The following is a 23593-nucleotide window of genomic DNA, read 5'->3' on the forward strand; positions in this document are numbered from 1 at the left end:
GACCAGCCCTGTGCAAGATTTTGACCTAAAAAATGCCCCACAAAGTGGAGCCCCATGCCTCGATGCTGATTCTAAAAACTTAAAAAAACCGCCCTTGTCGGGCGGCTTACTGCCGTATATGTTAATTGGGCTGTATCGGTCCTCTTATTTTCGCGCGGTGTACTTCGCTTTATATTCGCTGGGCGTGGTCCCCACGTATTTTTTAAACACCTTTGAAAAATACGTCCGATCCGAATAACCTAATCCCATGGCCAGTGACTCCAGATTTTGTCCGGACATTCTGAGCATTTTGGTGGCCATCTTCATTTTGTATTGATGCACGTAATCCGTGAAGGTCAACCCCGTCATCCGTTTGAAATATCGCGAAAAATAGCTCGGATTCAGAAACAAATAGCGTGCCATGTCGATCGACGTGATGTTATCGTCAAGATGCTGATCGATATATTGCTGGATCACCTGCAGCTTCGGCTCATTCGGAGAGCTTCCCATTCCCGTATGCCGGGTTCCGATCATCTGGGTCAGCTTTCTCTCCACCAATTCCATCATATCCTCCAGGGTGCGAGCCAGAGCAAGATAGGCGAACAGATCCTCATCGAATTTCAGACTGGAAAACATCAACTCGATACCGCGAAGCATGGAGGATAGATCCCTGGTAAAGTCGCCCGGATCAATCGACAGCTCTTTTGCGGTCCCGGCGATCTTCTGCAGCGTGGCGCGTATACCATCTAGATCCTGCTTGATGAGCATCCGTTCCAGCTCTGGAACATAACCGTCAAGAAACCCCTGAGGTGCGGCTTGAAACCACCGCGCCCTTATTTGCGAAACTTCGGATATCGTATAGTCGGTATTTTCGTAGAACTCGCACTTGCCATGAAGGATTTCCTGATAGATGGAGCCAATCGAGCTTAATTCCATTTTGTCCGTTACCGTGGTCACGCTCGGTTGAATTTTAAGAAAGTGGACGCACTGATAACGCAGCCGCTGCAAATAATTATGCAGATGCAAGCTGGCATTCTGTGCGAGATTCACCCTAAAGTTATGCAGAATTACAATGTTCCCCTGCTCCATGAACGGCGTAATTCCTTCATACGATTCGGACAATTCCATCGCGATATTGTAGACAGCGTATAAAATCAGCGGAAATTCCGTTTGCCTGAAACGCTTGTCAAAGCTGGAAAGCTGAATGCTGACCAGCCCCAGCATAAACCACGGATAAGTCCAGGAGATGCCGATCTGCGAAGCGTAAGCCAACGTGGCCTCGGACGGCGAGCCCTTGATCACCCTTTGCAGTAAATCCTGCCGAAAGAGCTGGCTGTTGTAACTCGCCGCCTCGCGATGAATCAGACCGGCCCGCGTCTTTAACAAGTTCATGGATTTGCCAAGGCTCTGTTCCAGCTGCTCAGCTGTAAGCTGATCTTTGATCAAATAATCATCCGCTTGCAGTTTTACGGCTTGCTGGGCATAATGAAAATCCTCATGACAGGTCAGGAAGATAATCCGAACCTCCGGCTTCATGCGAATAAAATGGTCCGCCAGCTCCATGCCGTTTTTCTGCGGCAGTCCGATATCCGTAATGACAATGTCCGGCCGGACTTCCTCAAACATATGCAGCGCTTTCGCGCTGGAATACGTACTGCCGGCAATCTGCAGATTGTTTGCCTCCCAGTCAATCATCTGTTGCAGTACCTTGAGCATAGGAACATCATCGTCAATGAGCATTACTCTATACATCATTCTTCCTCTCCCTCCGGTAAAAAACCATGATGATGACTTAGGGGCAAGTACAGTGAAACTGACATCCCTCCCTGCGGAAGGTTGGCGAGTGTCAAACTTGCTTCCTGTCCAAAGGTCAATCGGAGTCTTTGGACCACATTCATAAGACCTACTCTCTCATAAGCCCCATCCTGCTCGCCGCTTGCTGTTCCCAGCCTACGGTTCAGACATTGGAGCATTTCTTCTTCGGCCCCGGAGCCGTTGTTTGCAATCTCAATTATGATTCCGTCCGGGTGGCTTCGGGAACGGATCTCGATGCGTGGAGTCTGATGATCGACAAGCCCGTGGACGATGGCATTCTCAACGACAGGCTGCAAAATAAGTTTCGGCAAAATGAGCCCCTCGGTTTCCGGATCCAGATCAACCTCTAAATGAAGCGGGATTTCATTGCGGATTTTCATAATGTCGACATAATGGCCGAGCAGCTTGCATTCCTCGCGTAAAGTGGCAGGCTCATTGACCTTGAGATAGGCTCGGAGCAAACTCATCAGTGAATCTATAATTCCGCTGTGAAGCGTATCCTTCGTCAAGATCAGGCTGCATTTGATCGAATTCAGTGTGTTAATCAAAAAATGAGGACGAATTTGCATAAACAAGGCTTCGAGCTCCATCACCCGCTTCTGTTCCTGCTCCTGTTCGATATCGTGAATCAGCCGCTGTAATTGATCGAGCATCGTATTCAGCGTCTGCCCCAATTCGGCGATATCATCCTTGCCCTTGACCTCCAGTCTGACATCCAGGTTTCCCATTCCGAACTGGCGAACAACCCGCTGCAGCTTGAGAATCGGACTGTGCAGCCTTTTGGCGATCAGGATGGACATCCCGGAGAAAACGAGAAACAGCAGAAGAACCCCGGCAAGACCGGTATAAAAAGTCCGGGATATCTGCCCCGACCACTCTTTTTCCGAAGCCTCATAGGACAGCTTCCAGTTCGATTTCAAAATGGTCCTGTCCGTTCGGACACTGCCCTTAGTCTCCGTATGATGCGGGATCAGCCCCGAATCGCCTGCGATGAATTCCCCGGCTGTATCAAAGAGCGCCACCTTGCCAAAGTCGACCGTACCGAGCAGCCTGTTGAAGTACGAATCGGAAATGGCGCTGAGCAGAACGGACACTTGCCTCTTCTCGCGGCTGTCATAGATGACCCTGGCGATATAGTAACTTTTCCCCTTTCCTGCCGAGTCGCCGCCCGCCATCCCAAGCCATTGCAGGCTTTCCGGTTTATTGAGATCGACGCGCTCCATGAGCTTGTCGACACTTCCGTTAATGGCGGTTAAATCCTCCGTACCGGAAGAGATGACGAAATGCTGACGGTTGACCAAGTACATGCGGACGTTATTGTTCAGCGGCTTGGAGTTAATCAGGGAAAATACGTCCTGAATTTGTCTAAAATGCACATAATCCTGATAAGTAGCCAGCCGTGTTGTGTCTGCAAATGACTTCAAGATATTGCGCACATTCGTATCGTTCACGATAAAATGGGAAGCAAACGTGACATCGTCAATGGTCTTGCTCAGCTCATCCGTCATGACGTTCAGGACATTCTCGTTGCTGAGCTGCAGCTTCTCTACCATCGTATCCCGGATCAGAACAAACGAAATGATAGAAACCGCAATCAGCGGAATAAAGATCAGCAAAAGAAACGACAGCTGGATGCGTTTGTAGTAGGTAAATTTAAACATTTTTCTCTGCGCCTCTCTTATGCTCTTGTCCTCTTTATTCTATCAGTCCTCTGTGTCGGAAGCATTCATTAAATGATCACGGTTGCTTGCTTTTTTCTGTCTTGAAGGATTATCAGCACAACCTCTCCGAAGATCTGCATGCCCTCCACTACATAAGAATCATAATGGCCGGACGGCGCACGGTGACTAACAACGAGAATAAACTCCACTTCCATACCCGGGAGCTGCACCCCGCATGCCTCAGCTTGTCCGTCATGAACCCGCTCGCCCGTATGACGATATACAGACACTTTACGGACTCGAGGTAGGACCGTTTCGCCTGGACGATGTGGATACAGTACCTGCATGATGCTGATGAGTCCTTTCCCTGTCCGGGAGTATGAGACATTCGAATTTGGTTCCAGCAGGTTATATTCGCGGGATATCAGGCCCTCGCCCACTTCCGCATTCAGGCCGTCTGTGGTTACCGGGATAATGGATAGATTCGCCTCCCCGAGGGTGTTTGTACGGCATATCAATGACTCCGCTTCCACCCCGACTTCTCCGGGCGGGTGCGGAAAATGAAAATGCTGAGTAAAGGTATGCTGCTCAAGGCACACCAAGCTGTCGATCAGCAGCCAATAATACGGCTTGATAAAGATGATCCTTCGGCGCGGATACAACGGTTCATTCCCATAGAGATAGCCGTCATGCGCCCCCTCGACATAGTCAAACTCCGGTCTGCTGATCCATTTGCAGCCTAGCGGCCCGGCAATCCGGTCGAAGGACCAGGTGTCCTTGACCCCGGTAAATCCGATTCCGTCGACAACCGTTGTGTTATGGGCTGCGCTCTCCTTTAATGCTTTTCTCAGCGGTGTATGATCGCTATAATTGTATCTTCCTACATCGGTGAGCAGATCACGGCCGTAGGCATGGAGATCCATATGAAGCATATCGGCATGCCCGTGGCCTCCCCCGAGCGGACCGCAGTGAAAATAAAGGTACAGTGCTTCTTCGTCCCAGCCCGTTCGCATCGTATAATGACCGGAATGGGTAAAAGCTCGGCTCAGGTATGGCGGCTCCGCGGGAGCCATCGCTTGGTAATCCCGGATTCCCTCTATGCCGAACAGCCAGGCATTATCATAATCGGGCCGGGCATTACCGCCAAAGCGCAGAACGGAATCCCCAAATAACCACGCAGCATAGGTCAGAATGGAACGGATATCGCTGTCGTCGCTGTCTCCCAGCATCGGCTGCCTGTGATTCGGCTTCGCCCAGTACAAGGAGGCTCCGGCCATCTCGCGGACCGTACGCCGAAATGGACCATCAAGCTCCAACCCGTTGAGATTGGCGAGGTGAACGCAGTCAAGATAACAAGCCAGCACCTCATGATGGTACGTGGGCGATTGCTCCCAGTGAATGCCATCCGCCATGATCTGGAGCCGTGCCGTTTCCTTCAGTCTCTCTTCCCCCATTTCCCGCCACCGTGCCGACTTGCCGAACTCGGGGAAGAACAGTGCAATATGGTATAAACCGCAAGTTTCCAGAACACCCCAGTTGCTGATATGCTTCCAGCTGGTGAAGGAAGCAGCCAGATACTCCCCATGCTCGTGAAGCGAAACCAGCGCTTTACCGAGCAGCGACGGAGTCAGGGATGGACTGCCGATCATGTATCGAAGTGCCTTGATCCAGTTCACGCTGCGCAGACCCGCTTCGATCGGGCGCCATGTCAACGTATCCGTCGTAGGTTCTCCAGGAACAGGATTCCGATTGATCCAATCTTCAAGCTGGCGGCAAAATGCCGCCGCATACTCCTCATCGCCTGTCATCGCATACGCTTGTCCCAGCGCCACCCAATAGCGGTGGCGATTCAGCATGTAAGCCCACTCCACGTCTTGATCGGGAATATGGCACCAGTCTATATCACCGTCAAATGTAACCGGAATCACGCTCCGTTCCATATCCCATGGAAAGCGGAACAGGAACGTCTGCCGCACCACCTCATCCGCCGTCTTCATCACGGTTTCCAGCTCATCTCCACAGTATTGCTTCACATAATCCGTGATTTTCTGCTTATCCTCACTGCTCATCCACCATCCGGGTGTCCTCCGGCAAGAGAAGTGTTGATGCAGCTTACACAGGATATCGTACCGATGGCCTTGATCGTCTCCAACTTGCATCGGACCCATAGCGGGATCCTCCAGATTCATTATCGCCAAAACGGCATCCACCGAAGCTTCCGTGGCATCAGCGTTCATACCAGTACCCCTTGCGCCCGGTCTCCATCCGAATCAAAGCTTCCAGGTAAAAATAATCCCCCCAGATCATGAAATCATCCGGGGACAATCCGCCGCGCACATGATAAGAACCATGCTGCAGCAGGCCCTCCGCCTCTTTGCCGATCGTGGAATAATCTCGTACCAGCGAGGTCATGGAATCCTTCAGTCCTTGTTCGAAGCCCTCTCTTTCGGGATCCTCTTCTTCCAGGTGTCCAATCAGTTCCAGCAAGCCTGCTGCCACAATGGCGGAGGCCGAGCTGTCGCGATAGGTTTCGGCGGTTACGGGAGCATTAAAGTCCCAAAGGGCGACATGATCCTCCGGTAAGTGCTTCAAGAAATACCTCGCCATTCTTTTAGATGTATCGAGGTATACAGGATCTCCTGTATATTGGTAAGCCAGCGCGAAGCCGTACACCCCCCAGGCTTGTCCCCGCGTCCAAGTCGAACCGTTCGTATAGCCCTGATGCGTGGCACCTCCGATCGGCTCCCCGGTACGCGGATCAAAGAAAAAGGTGTGGTATGAACTGTCATCTCCCCGCACCAGATAACGTCTTGTCTTCTCCGCCTGCATAATTGCAACCTCCCGATATACGGGATTGCCGGTTTGCTGTTCCGCCCAGAACAGCAGCGGCAGATTCATCAAACAATCGATGATGATCCGACCACCCTCCTGTTCATCTCCTTCAGGACCCCAGGCCTGAATATAACCTCCGCCCGGACGCCAGCGTTTCAGCAGCAAGTCCGCAGCCTGAAGCGTCAACTGGCGGGCACTCTCGTTCTTCTCAACGATCCACTCCGCTTTGGAGGACAAGGAATACAGGAATCCGATATCATGATGATCAAGCACCTTCTTATCCGCAAAGCGTTGGCGGAAATCTTCTACCGTTCGCACTGCCCCCAGTCTGAAAGCCTCGTCACCTGTGTATTCATAACATAGCCAGAGAAGGCCGCTCCAGAAGCCGTTCGTCCAGTCGTCATTGTCATTCAGCAAATAAGATCCGTCCCTGCTGACGTGGGGAAATCTGGTCCCGAAGGTATCCATGTTTTTTCGGATTTTCTCTACGGCATCTTGAATCGCACTGCTCCACATAACCTCTTACTCCCTTCAAATCGATTCTGATTACGATTCATGATAAGGAGAGTGACCCGGTTCTTGTAGAGCCGATTTTTGCCTTGATGTGCAATATTTTGACTTCTGTGTCCCAAGGGCGGTAAAAAAGGATTAGATCTGTCCCTTTTCGCTGGAAACCGACTAAAAAAAGGGGCTATTCCAAAGATCCTAGATCTTGCGGAAGGCCCCCTTCTTGCTGTTAGAAGACGCTCCATGTACGAATCGTTCCTCCCATCGCTGCTGCCCCCAAATTTCTTGGAATGGTTCTGAGCAAGGACGAAATGTAGGGACAAAGGCGAGCGCTGACGCTTGTCCGGAATCGATTCAATATACCATGGACCAACTCTATCTGATTAAACTGAAGCCATAGCGGTGTGGGAATAACATCCTGAGCACCACCATGGCTTTATTTGACACACTTTTTGTTTATGAGAGCCGTTCATCAGGCAACTAAATCTATATAGGACGGTCCCATATGTCGCCAAGCGATATGGTCTAGCCGTCGTACTTTTTCCACTTTCTGATTTGGGTTCTGAAGCTTTTGAAAGGGGCGGCTGAATTGATATGCAGCCATTTCCACATCGGCCAGTTGGCACTGGTTGCCGTCCATTTTCGAACGCCCGGACGAAACAACTCTTCCTCGGTCAACCGGTTGATCCATTCGCACCATTCATCCGTCCTCTGCTTCAGCATGAAACGCAATTCTTCCAAAGAATAGGCGTCATACGCAAGGTAGAATTGCTCATACAACGCTCCCAATTGGTTCCATTTATAGTCAGGGGCCGGCGTCGTGACTTCTTTGCCCGCTAATTCATCCTTCTCCCAGCTCATCACCAGCGTTAGCCATCCAAGCTGATAGGCGATCATCTCTTGCGGCGTTCTATCGACTTCGCCAATGCGATGATTCTTTTTATCCTCCGGGACATCATCAAATTCCTGGTCAAACAGCTTATACGTTTTTTGAATTTCTGCGATGAAAGCCTCTTTGCTCTGATACGTTTGCAATGTACCCTCTCCTCCATCATTTACATGTTCCACTTAACAGGCACATCCAAATTATACCATGCCCAGGAACCATGTACGGTGATGGATATCATCTATGCGCTTTTCCTCCGGTAACACTGTAAACCTAAGCATATATAAGCGACGACAGCTACTAAACCACTTACTCCAGCAGAGATTGAGAAGGATCTTTGAAAATCTTCTATTCAACAAAAGATTTCACCGCTCAAACAATAGCTTCATTCAAACAGCTGACAGACCTCTTCTTATTTCCTAGACTCTATCTCGTTCCGAAGCCGTTCGATTACTTGATCTATGGAGCTTTCACCAAGTTCGCCCTCGCCCCGTTTACGGACCGATACGTGATCGGAGTTCATTTCCTTCTCCCCAAGGACCAGCGTGTATGGCGTTTTCAGCAAACCCGCTTCACGGATTTTATAACCCAGCTTTTCATTTCTTACATCGACGTTCACCCGGATGCCGGCATTCTCCAGACGCTTCTTCACCATTAACGAGTAATCGATATAATGGTCCGATACCGGTATAATCATAACCTGTACGGGAGCCAGCCACATCGGGAAAGCCCCGCCGTAATGCTCTGTAAGAATCCCGATAAATCGCTCGATCGATCCAAATACCGCCCGGTGAATAACAACCGGCCGATGCTTCTGGTTATCTTCTCCGATATACGAAAGATCGAATTTTTCAGGGAATTGGAAATCCAGTTGGATGGTGCCGCATTGCCAGCTTCGCTTTAAGGAATCAAGGATATGAAAATCGATTTTCGGTCCGTAAAACGCCCCATCCCCTTCATTAATCCGGTACGGCAGCCCTAGTTGATCCAGCACCTGCTGCAGAGAGGACTCCGCCTGCTCCCACAATTGTTCAGACCCCATGGAATCTTCCGGCCTTGTCGATAACTCGATTGTATATTCAAAGCCAAAGACTTGATAAACCTGGCTGATAAAATCGATAACCAGCTTAATTTCTTCCTGGATCTGATCGGGTCTTACAAAAATATGTGCATCATCCTGACAAAACGTACGCACCCGCATCATGCCGTTAAGAGCGCCTGAGAATTCATGTCGGTGCACCTGACCAAATTCGGATATACGAATAGGCAGCTCTCTGTAGGAATGCAGCGAATTTTTGTAGACTAACATATGCCCTGGACAGTTCATCGGCTTCAGCGCGTACTCCGTCTCGTCTACCTGTGTGAAATACATATTGTCTTTGTAATGATCCCAATGACCGGACATTTCCCAGAGCCGCTTGTTCATCATCAACGGAGTGCGCACCTCATCATAATCGCGATGGAATTGAAGTCCTCTTGCGAATTGCTCCAGCTCATTGCGGATGATCATCCCGTTCGGCAAAAAGAAAGGCATGCCCGGTGCTTCCTCCGAGAACATAAAGAGCCCCAGCTCTTTTCCCAGCTTCCGATGATCCCGTTTCTTGGCCTCTTCAAGCAGTAACAGATGTTCCTCGAGCTGCGACTTCTTAGGAAACGCCGTTCCGTATATCCGTTGCAGCATTTTATTATCCGAGTTCCCCCGCCAATAAGCTCCCGCCACACTCATTAATTTGAATGCCTTGATTCTACCCGTTGATGGAAGATGCGGCCCCCTGCACAAATCAACGAATTCCCCCTGCTCATACACCGAAATGACCTCGTCCTCCGGCAATTCACATATCAGCTCCATCTTGTATGGGTCATCTTTGAAAATACGTTTGGCCTCCTGACGACCAACCTCCCTGCGAATAATCGGCAGGTCTTCCTGAACGATCTTCTGCATTTCTCGCTCAATGGCAATCAAGTCATCGGTTGTAATCGAATGCCCCAGATCCATATCGTAATAAAAACCATCCTCAATGACAGGTCCTACCCCAAAATGGACAGATTGGCTGCCATACATCCGTTTAACGGCCTGGGCCATCAGATGAGCCGCGCTGTGCCGATACACGTACAACCCATCCTCTGAATCCAGCGTGATGATGCTTACTTCCGCATCCTGACGCAGCTCATGATTCAAATCCACGAGTTTCCCATTCACTTTGGCTGCAACAGCCTGTTTCCTCAGACCTGAATGAATGGATTCCGCGATCTGGCTCATCGTCGTTTGTGCGGGATACTCCCTTTGGCTTCCGTCCGGCAGCGTTACTATAATTGACATTGTTATCCCTCCATCAAATTTTGATTGAACGCAAAAAAGCACTCGATCCCTAAGGGACGAGTGCGTTCAGCTCGTGGTTCCACCCTAATTTGATCGAAAGTTGCATTCGCTCATACGGCCAGCGTGCTCTTTTCGATCCTCATTCAGACATCCGATAACGGGGATGACTCGGTGTTTTCTAGTTCCATATCTCGATAGTCAAACGACCGATCAGGGTTCAAAAACACAGCTACAAAGGGGTAATTCAAGAAGCAAGCACGGAGGAAGCTTTCACCAATCGCTTCCCTCTCTGGGCAGGTTGTTCCAAGAATCATGTCTTTGATCGTTGCTGATAGTAAAGTACTATAAGTCAGTTTTTTCTAATTGTCAAACAATAATCTGACTGCTATATCCATGTTAACATGCATAACTTAATGTCTCCTCTAATACAACTTATGTCAACATCTCTATCATGGTTACTTTTCTTCATTGTTCAAAGATATTTTAAGCAAATACCCAACACCTAAACCGACCAGAACTCCTGGAAATGCACTGCCCAGCGCTAAACCGATCCCCGCTCCAATGATGACGCAAGCGTAAATAATGACATCTCCCTTGTTCATTCCGACCATCTCCCTCTGTATGTATTTATGACGTAGACCGTAATTTTCTATGACAAATACATCTTACAAGATGACGTCGCGTCGCTTTCAAGGGGTTAGCGTAAAAAATTTAGGTTCATGAATGAATCCATTGCTGAACAGATCAAAAAAAGCCGCTGCTAACAGCGGCTTTCGTTCATTACAGATGATCACGGGATGTTGTTTATTACACCGATAAATTGTTCTTGACTCTGGGAGTTATAATGCTGGGGTAGTTTCTCCAACAACTGATCGACGCTGCTTTGCAGCGCGATGAACCGGCCTGTCCCACTGTCTTCTAACAAGTACACGGACATTTCGTTGAACATCGATTCTTCAATTGAAGAAAGTATGATTTCAACACCATTCATATTCAAATTCGTAGTAGACATCGAATATTTGAATTCTATCAATGATCTGCTTGCCAGATGTAATCTCTCATCTGCATTAATCAATAGATTCATATTTTTCTCCTTCACCTGATCGTCATCCAATTGACTAAGAAATTGACTATAAAACTTTAGTCCGTGAATAAACGTTCTGTATGAACTATTATCTCCCACAGCATGTTTGTTATGATCCGTTATGTAATGGTTACCGAAAACCAAGACTCCTAGAATATTAATCATAGCTGATATAATCAATACCGTTCTCAAAAAGCGATTCTTCACGATTCACATCCCAGTCCATTAAAAACTCCCGTTTCCCGGTGCTCCGACCAGCTGAATATACCAGAGAGACAGTGCGAGTCATCGTATCACAAGCGGATATTCCTTATCAACAGGAAAGGTTTCCCTATCCGGTTAAATCTCCCTTGTTTCTGCTTGAAGCCAAAGCGTTTAATATCTTACCATATTACATTAACGCTGAAGGAGGGTTGTCCATGGATATGTTTATCGATTTAGGAGTCAAACTGATCATCAGCTTTTTCGGGTTATGGATCATCACGTTTGTTACGGGGAGAAAAACCATCAGCCAGCTTACACCGCTTGACTTCTTATCTTCCTTAATTCTGAGTGAAATCGTCGGGGCAAGCCTCTATGATGATAAGGTAAACATATATCATTTGTTATTCGCTCTTGCGCTTTGGACGACGATGTCTTACCTCTTCGAGAAGGCAACCACCCACTTTGTTAAGTTCGGATATTTAACGGAAGGCCGGGCGGTACTTCTGATCGATAACGGTAAACTCAACCAAAAATTGTTGAATAAATACGATATGGAATATAAACAGCTGTTATCCATGCTGAGACGGCAAAGCATTTTCTCGTTAACTGAAGTTAAATACGCCATTCTGGAAACGGACGGATCGCTGTCTGTCATGCGCAAACCCGAGTACGAGCCGCCAACAGCCCAGGATATGGGCATGGAAGCCAAGCCGGACACCTTTACGGTAACGGTCATCGACAAGGGAAAGCTGCTCGAGGAGTCGATGCTCGGCAAGCACATTGAACACAGCGTGATCCAATCGAAAGCGCGGGAACAAGGTTATGACTCTCTGGAAGATATCGCTTACGCGGAATATGGAGATGACGGGAAGCTGTATGTTTATTCCAAGCGGGAGGTTCAGGATTGAACCTGTACGCTCCGCTAAAAAACAAAAAAGCCTGAGTTGTCAGGCTTTTTTTTGTTTCGTCTCTACTAACTACAGTGCGAATTCAACGATAGATTGTTTGCACACCGTAACATATCCCAGGGACTGATATAAACATATCGCGTTTACGTTCTTCTCCAGCACTTTCAGATACACATCGGGAGTGATTGCACGCCCCTTACGGGTCAATTCCGCGCACACTTTCTTGCCGTCCCCTTGTCTTCTCCACGCCGCATCCGTGCCGATATTGCCAAGCTCCACATAATCATCGCTCCGAGAAGTCGTAGAAAGCTCTCCACATTCTGAGAACTGCCCATAGTGAACGGTATGTTTCTTCCGGAACGCCAGGTAGGAATAATATAAGAAATGCTGCTCTCGGTTTATCGTTTCTAAGAGACCCCCCAGTTCTCCAGGCAACAGTCTGCGAATCACCAAGTCTTCTCCCTTTCTCAAAAGAAATCCATGAGGTAGGTTTGACCTGCGGGGATCATCGTCTCCAATTGTGTTATGGCCTTTGGATTTCCTGATAGCCGGTGAATGGCATGTAGCGCCTGCGGCCTTTTGTATCCCGTAAACAGCGCCGACAACGTCTGAATATCGGTGGACAGGTCAGGCTGCTCCCCATGATCAGACGGAAGCTCCGTCAACTCCGCTTTCCCCTCTTGATTAACTGATAACCTCCATAGGCCCGCATTCCAAGGCGCTGCGGAATCTTCCACCTCTATGGACATCCCGGCTTCCCGATGCGCTTCAAAAGCGTACTGCTCCACAAAGGATTTCAAATCCACGATGCGTGCCATGAAGTATGGGACCACCTCCTGGGTAACGCGTGGATCCGGCAGCATGAATGGCAGCTGATCATCCCCAGGCACCATTGTCATCGTAACCTGCTCAATCCTGGAATCATGGTTTCCAAAGAAGGTCCAGATTGCGCTTCGGGCTTCTTCATTCAGGTATACAAATTCGTCGCACACGAGATCTTTGTCTTTGAGCTCATATAACGCGTAGCCCGTTGGTTTGCCCTCAGCTGAATAATAAACAACGCTGTGACTGTCCCCCTGCAGCACGAATCTTGTCCACCAAGTGTCATCCCGCACAAGCGTGCCGTTATAGCGGCTGGCATAGGCTTGATACATGCCGTCCAGTGTTGGAATATCGGTTACGCCTCTTACAATGCGGCCAGGCACTTCCACCTTACGTGGGAATTTAGGGACCGGAATGATGTACTTTTTATATTCCGCGTAAAGTTCCCAGCCAAATTTACGATAGAACGGGATCGAAAACGGATGCAGGAAGGAAAGGGTCTGGCCTTTGCCCTTCATCTCTTGCAATGCATGCTTGAGCAAGGTGGATACATGCCCCTGTCTGCGGTTCTCGGGCCAGGTTGCCACACCGGCAATACCGCCCATCTCGAAAAGGTTTCCATGCAAATAAACTTGCAGCGGGATGATGGTCAGTTTCGCTTGCAGCTCTTCTCCGTCAAAAATCCCCCAGAAGCGTTCAGGTTTAAAATGCTTTTGATTGGACTCTCGCTGCTCTGGTGTCAGTGTATATTGAAAGGCATATTCGGATAATTTTGTGCTGATCTCAAACTCGTCGGACCTTAATTGTCTCAGTTCCATACTTGCTTCACCTCTCCAATCTTTATATGTACTATAAGTGCTGAATTACGCGTGTTTTCTCTGCACGGGAATTTTATTCCAGGGCACATGATCAGTATAACATTGCTGCTGCCTATACGGTACAAAACACGTCCGAATCAGGCACATATCCAACCGTACTTGGAAGCACAAAAAATCGGAATATTTTACACAAACTTTTTGTAAGCTACTTGACAAAGTTAACCCCCTAAGATTATGATTAGCTCATGCAAAATAACAAACACATCACGATAAAAATATATTCAGAATGATCGGGAGGTAAGAACAGTGTCCAAATTGAATATCGGTATCATTTTAGGCAGTACGCGTCAAGGCCGTTTAAGTCCACAAGTAGGTGAATGGGTTAAACGTATCGCTGATGAACGCGGAGATGCAAACTACGAAATCGTAGATATCGCTGATTACAAGCTCCCGCTTTTGGGCGAAGCTGATGCTACAGAGCAAGCTACCGCTTGGAACAATAAGCTGAACAGTCTTGATGGCTTTGTCTTCATCGTACAAGAATACAACCACAGTATTTCTGGCTCTTTGAAAAATGCACTCGATTTTGCTCGAGAGCCATGGAACAACAAAGCTGCAGGTATCGTGAGCTACGGTTCTGTTGGCGGCGCTCGTGCTGCCGAACATCTGCGTGGAATTCTGGGCGAATTGTCCGTAGCGGATGTTCGTGTACACCCGGCGCTCTCGTTATTCACGGATTTTGAGAACGGTTCTGTGTTCAAACCAGCTGATCTGCATCTCGTAAATCTGAATGGTATGCTTGACCAAGTGCTTGCATGGAGCGGAGCATTGAAAACACTCCGTTAATCTCTGATCCAAGGACTGTCCCCTTCATCTTCCGATGAGGCGAGGGCAGTCCTTTTTATTTTTCGGGTACCATAGGTCTTTCAGCGACCATAAGTCTATACCGCAGCCCGTTCCCCGTTCCTACTCCATATCAATCTGGAATGTTTCTTTCAATCCCTTCTTGCCTTCAGACGTGATGGTTATGGCCCTTGTTCTTGGCAGGCGTTGTATCCAATTTAACTCCAATAACCTTTCAAGCAAGGCATGGCCTAATGCGCCGGCAAGGTGATGACGTCTTTCACTCCAATCCAAGCATCGATGCGTGAAGGAGCGGCGTTTTCGCTTGACTTGTTCCAGATCAATCTGAAATGCCTTAAAGAATACTTCCCCTTTTTCTGTAACCGTAAATTGATTTTCCGTTTCGGATACGACTCCTGCGTTAAGCAGCGAATTCGTCAGTTGGATTCCCAAGCTCCCTGCAAGATGATCGTAACAAGTTCTTGCCTGACGTATGGCTTCATGCTCCGTAGCTTGGTTTAATGATCTTATTTCGACAGGAGGCGTAATGGACAGAAGGGTTTCCAGGATTTGCGCAACCTCCTGGTTTCGTATTCCGTAGTAACGATGCCTTCCCTGTTCATCGACGGTGACCAGATTCGCCGCTACCATTTTCGATAAATGGAAGCTTGCCGTTTGCGGTTTGATTTTTGCCATGTACGCCAGCTCGCTTGCCGGATGATATCGCCCATCCAATAAGACGGTTAATATAGCCGCTCTCGATGCATCGCTTACGAGTGAAGCTACTTGTGCTACGTTTGGATTCGCATTCATCTTCATTCCTCCTGATGTAATCCATATTTCGATGTGCATCGAATCTTTTCTATTTTACAATGATTTGAGATAGAACAGCTACTTAGGAGGAAATTTTATGAAGGAACTTACTGGCATGATTAACACGGACATCATTAAACCGACAATTCTTTACTATGGAACCCCGGTTATTTTACTCAATACGCTAAATGAAGATGAAACCGTCAATATTAGTCCCATATCCTCTTCATGGGCGCTCGGGGAATACATTATTTTAGGAATCGGACTCGGGGGTAAAGCGATAGAGAACTTGGAAAGGCATCCTGAATGCGTCATCAACATTCCCGACCCTTCCTTATGGGAGAATGTTGAGCAATTAGCCCCTCATACAGGAAAATATCCGGTTCCTGATTATAAGGCAAAGAACGGATTTACTTATGAAAAAGATAAGTATGCGACAAGTGGATTAACTCCTGCGGATTCCGTCACCGTAAAGCCTACTCGCATCATGGAGTGTCCTATTCAAATCGAGGCGACAGTGAAAAACATTCGGGTTCCTGACTATTCTTCCATGTTTGCCATTGTCGAAACTCAGGCGATCCATGTTCACGCCCATAGCAACATCATCTTGAATGATCATCACATTGATCCCGGCAAATGGAGTCCGCTTATATATAATTTCCGGCATTATTATGGCCTCGGCAACCCGTTAGGCAAAACATTCCGCGCCGAAACATAACCATCGTGATGATGAATGAAAGAGAGGCCCGCAGCATATGCGGGCCTCTCCCTCGTACACAACCGGCTCGTGTTGATAGCGTCGCTATCGCAGCTACAGCTTGGGATAACTCTTAACATAATTCAAGAAACGCTTCGTAGCTGGAGATATCTCCCGCATGGAGTTTACGGCAATGCCGAGCGATCTGAAGCTCTTCTCCTTCAATTCGATCAACCGTATATTCCGTTGCTGCCCTCGCAGCACAAGTTCTGGAAGAATGCTGATGCCAAGGCCCTTTTCGACCATGGCCATAATGGCATAATCGTCACCAAGCGTATATTTGATATCCGGCTTGATCCGGGCCTTCTCCAGCATTCGGTTCACATCATAATCGGAACCTTGGCTGGGCATAATAAACGGTTCATTCTCAATCTGGGACAAGGTAATCGAATCCTCCGAACGGAGCGGATGTTCCATCGGCAGCAATACAAGCATCGGGTCTTGGTGCAGGGGAATCACATCGAATATATCCGACGTTGGAAGTGACAGGAACCCGCAATCAATCTTGCCTTCAGCGATCCAATCCTCAATTTCCCGATAGTCTCCTTCAACCAAACGAATCTCGATATGGGGATAATCCCGCTGGAAATCCTGAATAATGCCCGGCAGCCAGTGAACGCCAACGCTGGTGAAGGTCCCGATGTGTATGGTTCCCAGCTCGATTCCATGAATGGAAGCCACCTGCTGCTCCAAATGTTCGTTCCATTTCAATATTTCCCGTATCGTCTTCAGAATCTCCTCGCCATTGGTTGTCAACTTGGCGCCCGACCGGTTCCGGACCAGCAACGAGAAGCCGAATTCATCTTCCAGGCTGTTGATCATATGGCTGACACCGGACTGCGTAAATCCCATCACTTCGGCAGCTTTGGTCAAGCTTCCGAGCTCGACGACCTTTAGTAGAACTTTAAATTTATTGATACTCACGGGAATTCCTCCTGATCGCTAATGCATGAATTTTTCTCATATATATTATGAAAAACATTCGTTTTACTTGTCTATTGTACGTGAGTATACTGATTCTGTTCAATCACTTGAAGGAGGAAAAAGAACTTGAAACCGCTGAAGGCCGATCTTATGATTTTGTTCATCACCATTTGTTGGGGCTCGTCCTATCTTTTTATGAAAATGGGACTGGATTCGCTAGGAGAGTTTAATTTGATAGCCCTACGCTTTGGATTGGCCTTTCTACTTGCAGGAGTGATTTTTCTCCCCCGCTTGCGCCAGGTTAACGTACAAACGATTCGGTATGCCATGCTCCTGGGCTTTATATTATTTATTATGTTCACGGCGCTTACCTTCGGTCTGAGGACCACGACCACATCCAATGCCGGGTTTCTGGTCAGTCTAACGGTGGTGTTTGTCCCCTTATTACATACGTTTCTATTTAAGAAAAAAATAGAGAACAAAGTGGTTGTCAGTATTTTGCTAGCCTTAATCGGCATCGCGCTGTTAACCATCCAGCTTCCTTTCACATTGAAGATTGGTGATCTGTTCTGCATAGCGGCGGCATTATGTTATGCGCTCCATATCAATATGGTAAGCACTGCCGCGCAGAAGGTTGATACGCTAAGCCTTGGCATCCTACAGCTAGGGTTCACGGGATTGTATGCGTTCATCTCATCTCTGCTCTTTGAAACTCCAATATGGCCAAGCACGACCAACTCGTGGATTGCTGTCCTTGTTCTTAGCGTGGTATGCACCGCAATCGGGTTCATCTTCCAAACGATCGCCCAAAAATATACAACCGCTACCCGGACGGGACTTGTATTCTCCCTGGAGCCTGTATTCGCGGCATTGGTCGGGTTCTGGTTTGCTCACGAGATCATGAATTCCAATCAATATGTGGGTGCTGCCCTTGTGTTCCTTAGTGTTGTATTATCGAGCGTTAATGTAAAAGTGAGACAACGCTCTACCATCAAGAATAGACCCGTTCCAATGGAGACGTATTCTGCTGAATTCAAGTAAAAAAGCTTGACTTATTCCTCAAAAATTTATATCTTTATATCACGGCTTAACTGATGACGATATCAGTTATGCAGGAACGTGATTAAAGGGGAGTAGCTGACACAACAAAGTCGTCATTCCGGGAAAATTCCCCGGCTTTGTTGGCAACGATACGTTGTTTGCGAGACCTTTACCACACTCTGTGGTGAAGGTCTCTTTTTGATTATGGAGGGCCTTCACCTGCCGGTGGAGGTCCTTTTTGCGCCTTCAATTATACAACTAGGAGGAATTGGTATGGAGCTTTTATTGGAGTATGGGTGGGTGCTGTTGGTGCTCATCGCACTGGAGGGGTTGCTCGCAGCAGATAATGCGCTGGTCCTTGCCATTATGGTAAAGCATTTACCTGAGACTCAGCGTAAAAAGGCTTTGTTTTACGGGTTGCTCGGAGCGTTTGTCTTCCGCATCGGATCGCTGTTCTTAATCTCGTTCCTGGTGGACGTATGGCAGGTGCAAGCTATTGGCGCACTCTATCTTCTCTACATTTCGATCAATCACACATTGAAACACTTTATCAAAGGCAAGAAACCAACGGAAGACGCCAAGCCGCTACCGGACAAACCTAAGAAGCAATCCGGCTTCTGGATGACCGTCTTCAAAGTGGAAGTTGCAGACATCGCGTTTGCTGTAGACTCGATACTTGCAGCCGTAGCACTGGCTGTGGCACTGCCGCCAAGCGGTCTGGCGAACATCGGCGGCCTGGACGGAGGTCAGTTCATCGTCATCTTCCTGGGAGGATTCATTGGTCTGATCATCATGCGTTTTGCGGCATCCTACTTCGTGAAGCTGCTGCAGCAGCGCCCCGGACTTGAGGTGGCAGCATTCCTCATTGTCGGTTGGGTTGGGGTCAAACTTGCAGTCATCACCCTTGCGCATCCGGATGTGGCCCTTATCGACCATCACTTCCCGGAAAGCTCGATCTGGAAGGCATCCTTCTATATTGTTCTTGTGCTGATTGCCGTTATCGGATGGTTTAGTTCATCGAAGGAGAAAGTGCAAGACGAGGACAATGCAATCAAGGAAGTGGAAGACCAACAGCCTGGGAAAACGCTTCAAGGATAAATTCGGTTTCGGATTGGAACAGGACAACGCAACAACGCAATCTATAGATTGATCCAACTACAGACAAAGGCGATTTGCTGACGGTGCATAAACCGTTCACAAATCGCCTTTCTTCCTGCTTATATGGTTAATTGCATATTATATAAATTCGCATAAGCGCCTTGACGGGCAATTAATTCATCATGCGTGCCCTGTTCCTCAATTCCGTCCTCGGATAACACGACGATTCGCTGCGCATTCCGTACCGTTGTCAGGCGATGAGCGATGACAAGCGTTGTGCGATTATTGCTCAACCGTTCCAGCGACTCCTGGACGGCTCGCTCGCTTTCATTATCCAGGGAACTGGTCGCTTCATCAAAAATAAGAATCGGCGGATTCTTCAGGAACACGCGTGCAATGCTGAGCCGCTGCTTCTGTCCTCCGGACAGCTTGACGCCGCGCTGCCCGATATCCGTATCATAACCGTCCGGCAGTGCCATGATGAAATCATGGGCATTCGCTCTTTTTGCCGCTTCAATGATTTCCTCCTCGCTGGCCTCCATATTGCCATACCGGATGTTATCAAAGACGGTTCCCCCAAACAAATATACATCCTGCTGAACAATCCCGATATGTCTCCTTAACGAGTGCTGCGTGATATCCCGGATATCGCGTCCATCCAGCATAATGCATCCTTCACTTACTTCATAAAAACGCGGAATCAACGAACACAATGTCGTCTTGCCGACGCCGGAGGGACCTACCAATGCCACATACTCTCCGGGCTTAATGTCCAGCGATACCTGTTTTAGCACATAGCCATAGTTATCTTTGTATCGAAAGCTGACGTTCTGAAATGTAATATTCCCCTGAACCTGCGTGATGGCCGCAGCATCAACGGAATCCTCGATATCCGGCTCTACCTCCAGAATCTCCATGAAACGGTCGAACCCCGTAATGCCCTCCTGATACAGCCTGGCGAAATTAACCAGTCTCTGGATCGGTTCGATCAGGATGCCGATGCACAAGAAAAAGGTCAGCAAATCCGCCAGTTCCAGCGAGGCATCCACGATTGCGGCTCCGCCAAACACAATGACCGCTATCGTAATAAGTTGGGTAAACCCGACCAACCCTTCGTGAAAGTAGGTTTCACTCTTATACCCTTCCCTTCTGCTGTCCACGAACCGCCCGTTAGCATAGGCGAACTTTTTCCTCTCCACATGTTCATTCGTAAACGACTTCACCACGCGGATACCCGATAGAGAATCCTCCACCTGGGCGTTGATATCCCCGATCCGATCCTTGCTAACCCGCAGCGCCACATTCATCTTCTTATTAAAATAAAAAGCAAACACAGCCATGACCGGCAGAAAGAGAAATACGATCAAGGTAAGCTTCACGTCAATATACATTAAGATGATGAATGCACCCAGGAACTTCAGAACGGAAATGACGATATCTTCGGGCCCATGGTGATACAATTCGGTTAGCGATAGAATGTCATTAGTTGTGCGGGTCATGAGCTGTCCTGTTTTGTTCTCATCGTAGAAACCAAAAGACAGCTTCTGAAAATGGTCAAACAGCTCCCGTCTCATGTCACTCTCCATATAAGCCCCCATCATATGTCCTTTATAGGAGATGAACATATCGCAGAAAGTATGAATGAGGACCATGGCCAGCATGATCGCACCCACCGCATAGATTTGGTTCAGCGGATTCGGGGAATTCCCTTCCAACACGTTAATGGTGATATACCTTATACACAGCGGAAGCATCAGTGTAATTGCCGAAACAACAAAAGCGCATGCCAAGTCTGCAACTAACAACCCCAGATACGGTTTATAATAGGACAAAAATTTCTTGGTTCGAGAATTCAAATATATCTCCTCCATAATGTCGGAGGGTTAAATGCTCATATCCCTCCAAACTTGATTCATGATGTACTCGATTGTTTTTCTCATTCCCAACACCCTTCCTTTTACTTGATGACTCCATCATACCCAAAAACGGTACCACCCCGGAGTGTAAGAATCATTTATAATCAAAAAATCCCCTAAGGGTATAAAAAAGGCAGACATGGATTCTAACCAAGCCTGCCTTTCGCATATTCATGTTTTAACGATTCCAGCCCAGCGTTCGTTAAGCAGCTCACCATTGATGGCTACAGCAGCCATAGCTCCCATCGAAGCCGCGGCTATGACTTGATACATTTCGGTGGCTGCATCACCGGCGCTGTAGACGCCTGGCACGCTCGTTTTGCCGAAGGCATCAATGACCACGCTTCCGGCTTCATTGATATCACAGCCCATGGCGCCCGGCAATTCAGAGCCGGAGACCAGCTTCGGCGCGAAAAAGATACCCGTGCAAGGAATAACCTTTCCATCCTCCAGCACGACTTGCCGTACCATCCCTTCGTTCGACTCAATGCGATGAATCGGGGAGCTGAATACGGGGATGTTATGCTCCTCCAATTCTTGTCGTTGTTCATCCGTCAGTTCATCCGGTCCATGGGTACAGATTGTATAATGATCACTCCAACCTGCAATGACTTTGGCAAGGTGCGCTGCACCCGCCCCCTTGGCAATCACGACAAGCGGCTGATCCCGCAGTTCCCATCCATCGCAATATGGACAGACAAAGGCACTTTTTCCATATACGTCTGCCAATCCGTTAATATCCAATGGGCTATCTTTCTTCCCGACGGCAAAGAGGAGCTTTTTACTGCGGTATACCGTCCCTTGCCTTGTTGTAATTTGAAAATCACCATCAACACCTGTAACCGAAGCGGCAGTATCCTCTACAAAACTTACAGAGGGATAAACGCTAATCTGTTCCCTTGCGATCCTGCGAAATTCCGATGGGCTGACACCGTCTCGGGTAAGAAAACCATGGGACTCGCGGGTAACCCTATTTCGCGGCTTCCCTTCATCAATCAGCACCACATGTTTCCTCGCTCTCCCCAATACCAATGCAGCATTCAAGCCTGCCGGCCCCCCGCCAATAATAAGGACATCATGCATTTGTTCACTCATTTATACCAACACCTTTCTGGATCTTTAATGTCCATAATAAGAACGCAAGAAGACAAGACTTCTTGTTTCTTTCTCCGCGCCCAAGGAAGATTGCCATGGACAAATATCATTATAGACTTATGACATCCATTATAGACAAACAAAATCTATAATGCAATCCAATTTCTTTATTACGATTTAAGAAGCGAATAAAACCTCAGCCATTCGTCGTAACCTGAACGGTTTCCGCAATCAAACGCTGTAGATCATGCATTCGATTGGGTGTGGCCAAGCTGGAATGGGTTAACATATCGCACAAGGCAACCAGATCCTCAAGCTTGGATAGGATTGTCCAGTGATCATGCAGAACCGCTCCTCCCTCACGATATGCACGAATAAAGTTCGTTTCAAATACAGATCCATTGCGTTCGTATCGAAGCATATTGGCAATATCTACGTATCGGTTCCATGAAAAAGCCTCCTCCCAATCAAGCACTGCCGAAACCTCACATCCTGCAGCACCATTCCGCATCAATATATTTAAGCCGTTATAGTCCGAATGAACAAGAACGGGTGTATCTTCAATCTCCGACAATAAATGACTATACGTTCGGCTGAAGGACCATACCGATTGAGCCAACTCTTCCCCGAGCCATTGGCCGCATGGATCCTGAAAGAGGCTTTGTTCCATAAATACGAGAAACCGTTCCCCGTCCATCCTCATCGGATCCTGGACTTTCATGTCCCCATTGATGAAACCGGACTCCGTAAATGTGTGCTTGTGTATGTTGGCGAGAATGCGTCCGGCGGAGGCTGCGGCGGCGATGAGATCCTGCTCGCTTCCGTCGCGCATCACATCACGAAGAAGAACGCCTTCCTTCCACTCCATTACCGCCCATGGTTTATCGAATTCGCTGCAGGTCATATCGGCATAGAGATAATCAGCAACAGGAACGGTTTGGCGTACCTTTCGAATGATAGCCAGTTCTTTGTCGGCAATCTCACGACCTTTCCTGAATAAGCGCAGCACGTAAGGCTCTGCACTGTCTTCCAGACGAATTTTGTAGTTGGTATTGCTAAGTCCGGTACCGATCCGTTCAGCGGCTGCTACTTTTTTACCGGGGAATACGGGTGCCATCATATCTTGAATTTGTGTGATGTCTAGTTGCATCGGGGGAACTGAGCGTTCCCATCCCTCTTTCATCTTGATGCCCTCCTATTATGAAAAATTTAACAAACCGCAAGGCGTATCCGTTATTACCTGTACCAATCGCCCTCTCGCCTTACCAAC

Annotated in this window: 20 protein-coding genes; 5 read left to right on the forward strand and 15 right to left on the reverse strand. The window is 48.1% G+C overall.

Annotation, left to right across the window (positions count from 1 at the left end; all coding sequences use genetic code 11):
- Positions 1-144: 144 nt before the first annotated feature.
- The 8 genes from ACETK5_RS14480 to ACETK5_RS14515 form a co-directional block, all read right to left on the reverse strand.
- Complete coding sequence (locus ACETK5_RS14480) at positions 145-1734, reverse strand: response regulator transcription factor (protein ID WP_394056408.1); 1590 nt, start codon at positions 1732-1734, stop codon at positions 145-147.
- On the reverse strand, positions 1731-3455 hold the full coding sequence (locus tag ACETK5_RS14485) for a sensor histidine kinase (protein WP_394056410.1): 1725 nt from the start codon (positions 3453-3455) through the stop codon (positions 1731-1733). Before ACETK5_RS14485 ends, ACETK5_RS14480 begins: the two co-directional genes overlap by 4 nt.
- Before the next feature lie 68 nt (positions 3456-3523).
- The gene (locus ACETK5_RS14490; RefSeq protein WP_394056411.1) at positions 3524-5692 is read right to left on the reverse strand and encodes an alginate lyase family protein; all 2169 of its coding nucleotides are present in this window, start codon (positions 5690-5692) and stop codon (positions 3524-3526) included.
- Positions 5682-6803: a glycoside hydrolase family 88 protein gene (locus ACETK5_RS14495; protein ID WP_100536720.1), complete on the reverse strand. Its 1122-nt coding sequence runs from the start codon at positions 6801-6803 to the stop codon at positions 5682-5684. Before ACETK5_RS14495 ends, ACETK5_RS14490 begins: the two co-directional genes overlap by 11 nt.
- 516 nt (positions 6804-7319) lie before the next feature.
- Positions 7320-7829 (reverse strand): ClbS/DfsB family four-helix bundle protein, encoded by a 510-nt coding sequence (locus ACETK5_RS14500; protein WP_394056413.1) that lies wholly within the window; start codon positions 7827-7829, stop codon positions 7320-7322.
- A gap of 263 nt (positions 7830-8092) precedes the next feature.
- Positions 8093-10000, reverse strand: a complete 1908-nt coding sequence (gene thrS / locus ACETK5_RS14505) for a threonine--tRNA ligase (RefSeq protein WP_394056414.1) — start codon at positions 9998-10000, stop codon at positions 8093-8095.
- 455 nt (positions 10001-10455) lie between these two features.
- The gene (locus tag ACETK5_RS14510; RefSeq protein ID WP_165789619.1) at positions 10456-10602 is read right to left on the reverse strand and encodes a hypothetical protein; all 147 of its coding nucleotides are present in this window, start codon (positions 10600-10602) and stop codon (positions 10456-10458) included.
- A 188-nt stretch (positions 10603-10790) separates the two neighbouring features.
- Positions 10791-11012 (reverse strand): hypothetical protein, encoded by a 222-nt coding sequence (locus tag ACETK5_RS14515; RefSeq protein WP_394056416.1) that lies wholly within the window; start codon positions 11010-11012, stop codon positions 10791-10793.
- 491 nt (positions 11013-11503) lie between these two features.
- Between ACETK5_RS14515 and ACETK5_RS14520 the strand changes: the two genes are divergently transcribed.
- A complete protein-coding gene (locus ACETK5_RS14520) occupies positions 11504-12196 on the forward strand; it encodes a DUF421 domain-containing protein (RefSeq protein ID WP_394056418.1) in 693 nt (230 codons plus the stop codon).
- A gap of 69 nt (positions 12197-12265) precedes the next feature.
- Here the strand turns inward: ACETK5_RS14520 and ACETK5_RS14525 are convergent, their stop codons facing one another.
- Positions 12266-12646 carry a GNAT family N-acetyltransferase gene (locus ACETK5_RS14525; RefSeq protein WP_394056420.1) on the reverse strand — a complete coding sequence of 127 codons (381 nt, stop codon included), beginning with the start codon at positions 12644-12646 and terminating at the stop codon, positions 12266-12268.
- Positions 12647-12663: 17 nt separating this feature from the next.
- Entirely contained in the window at positions 12664-13836 is a 1173-nt protein-coding gene (locus tag ACETK5_RS14530; RefSeq protein ID WP_394056422.1) for a GNAT family N-acetyltransferase, read from the reverse strand.
- A 306-nt stretch (positions 13837-14142) separates the two neighbouring features.
- Between ACETK5_RS14530 and ACETK5_RS14535 the strand changes: the two genes are divergently transcribed.
- Entirely contained in the window at positions 14143-14682 is a 540-nt protein-coding gene (locus tag ACETK5_RS14535; RefSeq protein ID WP_090911314.1) for an NADPH-dependent FMN reductase, read from the forward strand.
- Positions 14683-14802: 120 nt separating this feature from the next.
- On the opposite strand, the gene ACETK5_RS14540 is transcribed toward ACETK5_RS14535, so the two are convergent.
- A complete protein-coding gene (locus tag ACETK5_RS14540) occupies positions 14803-15492 on the reverse strand; it encodes an ArsR/SmtB family transcription factor (RefSeq protein ID WP_394056424.1) in 690 nt (229 codons plus the stop codon).
- A 97-nt stretch (positions 15493-15589) separates the two neighbouring features.
- On the opposite strand from ACETK5_RS14540, the gene ACETK5_RS14545 reads away from it, so the two are divergent.
- On the forward strand, positions 15590-16210 hold the full coding sequence (locus ACETK5_RS14545; protein ID WP_326096629.1) for a flavin reductase family protein: 621 nt from the start codon (positions 15590-15592) through the stop codon (positions 16208-16210).
- A gap of 93 nt (positions 16211-16303) precedes the next feature.
- On the opposite strand, the gene ACETK5_RS14550 is transcribed toward ACETK5_RS14545, so the two are convergent.
- Complete coding sequence (locus ACETK5_RS14550) at positions 16304-17173, reverse strand: LysR family transcriptional regulator (protein ID WP_100536711.1); 870 nt, start codon at positions 17171-17173, stop codon at positions 16304-16306.
- Positions 17174-17299: 126 nt separating this feature from the next.
- On the opposite strand from ACETK5_RS14550, the gene ACETK5_RS14555 reads away from it, so the two are divergent.
- Both ACETK5_RS14555 and ACETK5_RS14560 read left to right on the forward strand, forming a co-directional pair.
- Positions 17300-18214 (forward strand): DMT family transporter, encoded by a 915-nt coding sequence (locus ACETK5_RS14555; protein WP_394056427.1) that lies wholly within the window; start codon positions 17300-17302, stop codon positions 18212-18214.
- A 273-nt stretch (positions 18215-18487) separates the two neighbouring features.
- Positions 18488-19312 carry a TerC family protein gene (locus ACETK5_RS14560; protein WP_100536709.1) on the forward strand — a complete coding sequence of 275 codons (825 nt, stop codon included), beginning with the start codon at positions 18488-18490 and terminating at the stop codon, positions 19310-19312.
- 119 nt (positions 19313-19431) lie between these two features.
- On the opposite strand, the gene ACETK5_RS14565 is transcribed toward ACETK5_RS14560, so the two are convergent.
- The 3 genes from ACETK5_RS14565 to ACETK5_RS14575 all read right to left on the reverse strand — a co-directional run bounded on the left by ACETK5_RS14565 (position 19432) and on the right by ACETK5_RS14575 (position 23506).
- Entirely contained in the window at positions 19432-21168 is a 1737-nt protein-coding gene (locus tag ACETK5_RS14565; protein WP_394056429.1) for an ABC transporter ATP-binding protein, read from the reverse strand.
- A 231-nt stretch (positions 21169-21399) separates the two neighbouring features.
- Complete coding sequence (locus ACETK5_RS14570) at positions 21400-22323, reverse strand: NAD(P)/FAD-dependent oxidoreductase (RefSeq protein WP_394056431.1); 924 nt, start codon at positions 22321-22323, stop codon at positions 21400-21402.
- 196 nt (positions 22324-22519) lie between these two features.
- Positions 22520-23506 (reverse strand): phosphotransferase family protein, encoded by a 987-nt coding sequence (locus tag ACETK5_RS14575; protein ID WP_326112618.1) that lies wholly within the window; start codon positions 23504-23506, stop codon positions 22520-22522.
- Positions 23507-23593: the final 87 nt, after the last annotated feature.

Origin of the sequence: Paenibacillus ilasis (assembly GCF_043195395.1) — a bacterium.
GTDB classification, from domain to species: domain Bacteria; phylum Bacillota; class Bacilli; order Paenibacillales; family Paenibacillaceae; genus Paenibacillus_AQ; species Paenibacillus_AQ lautus.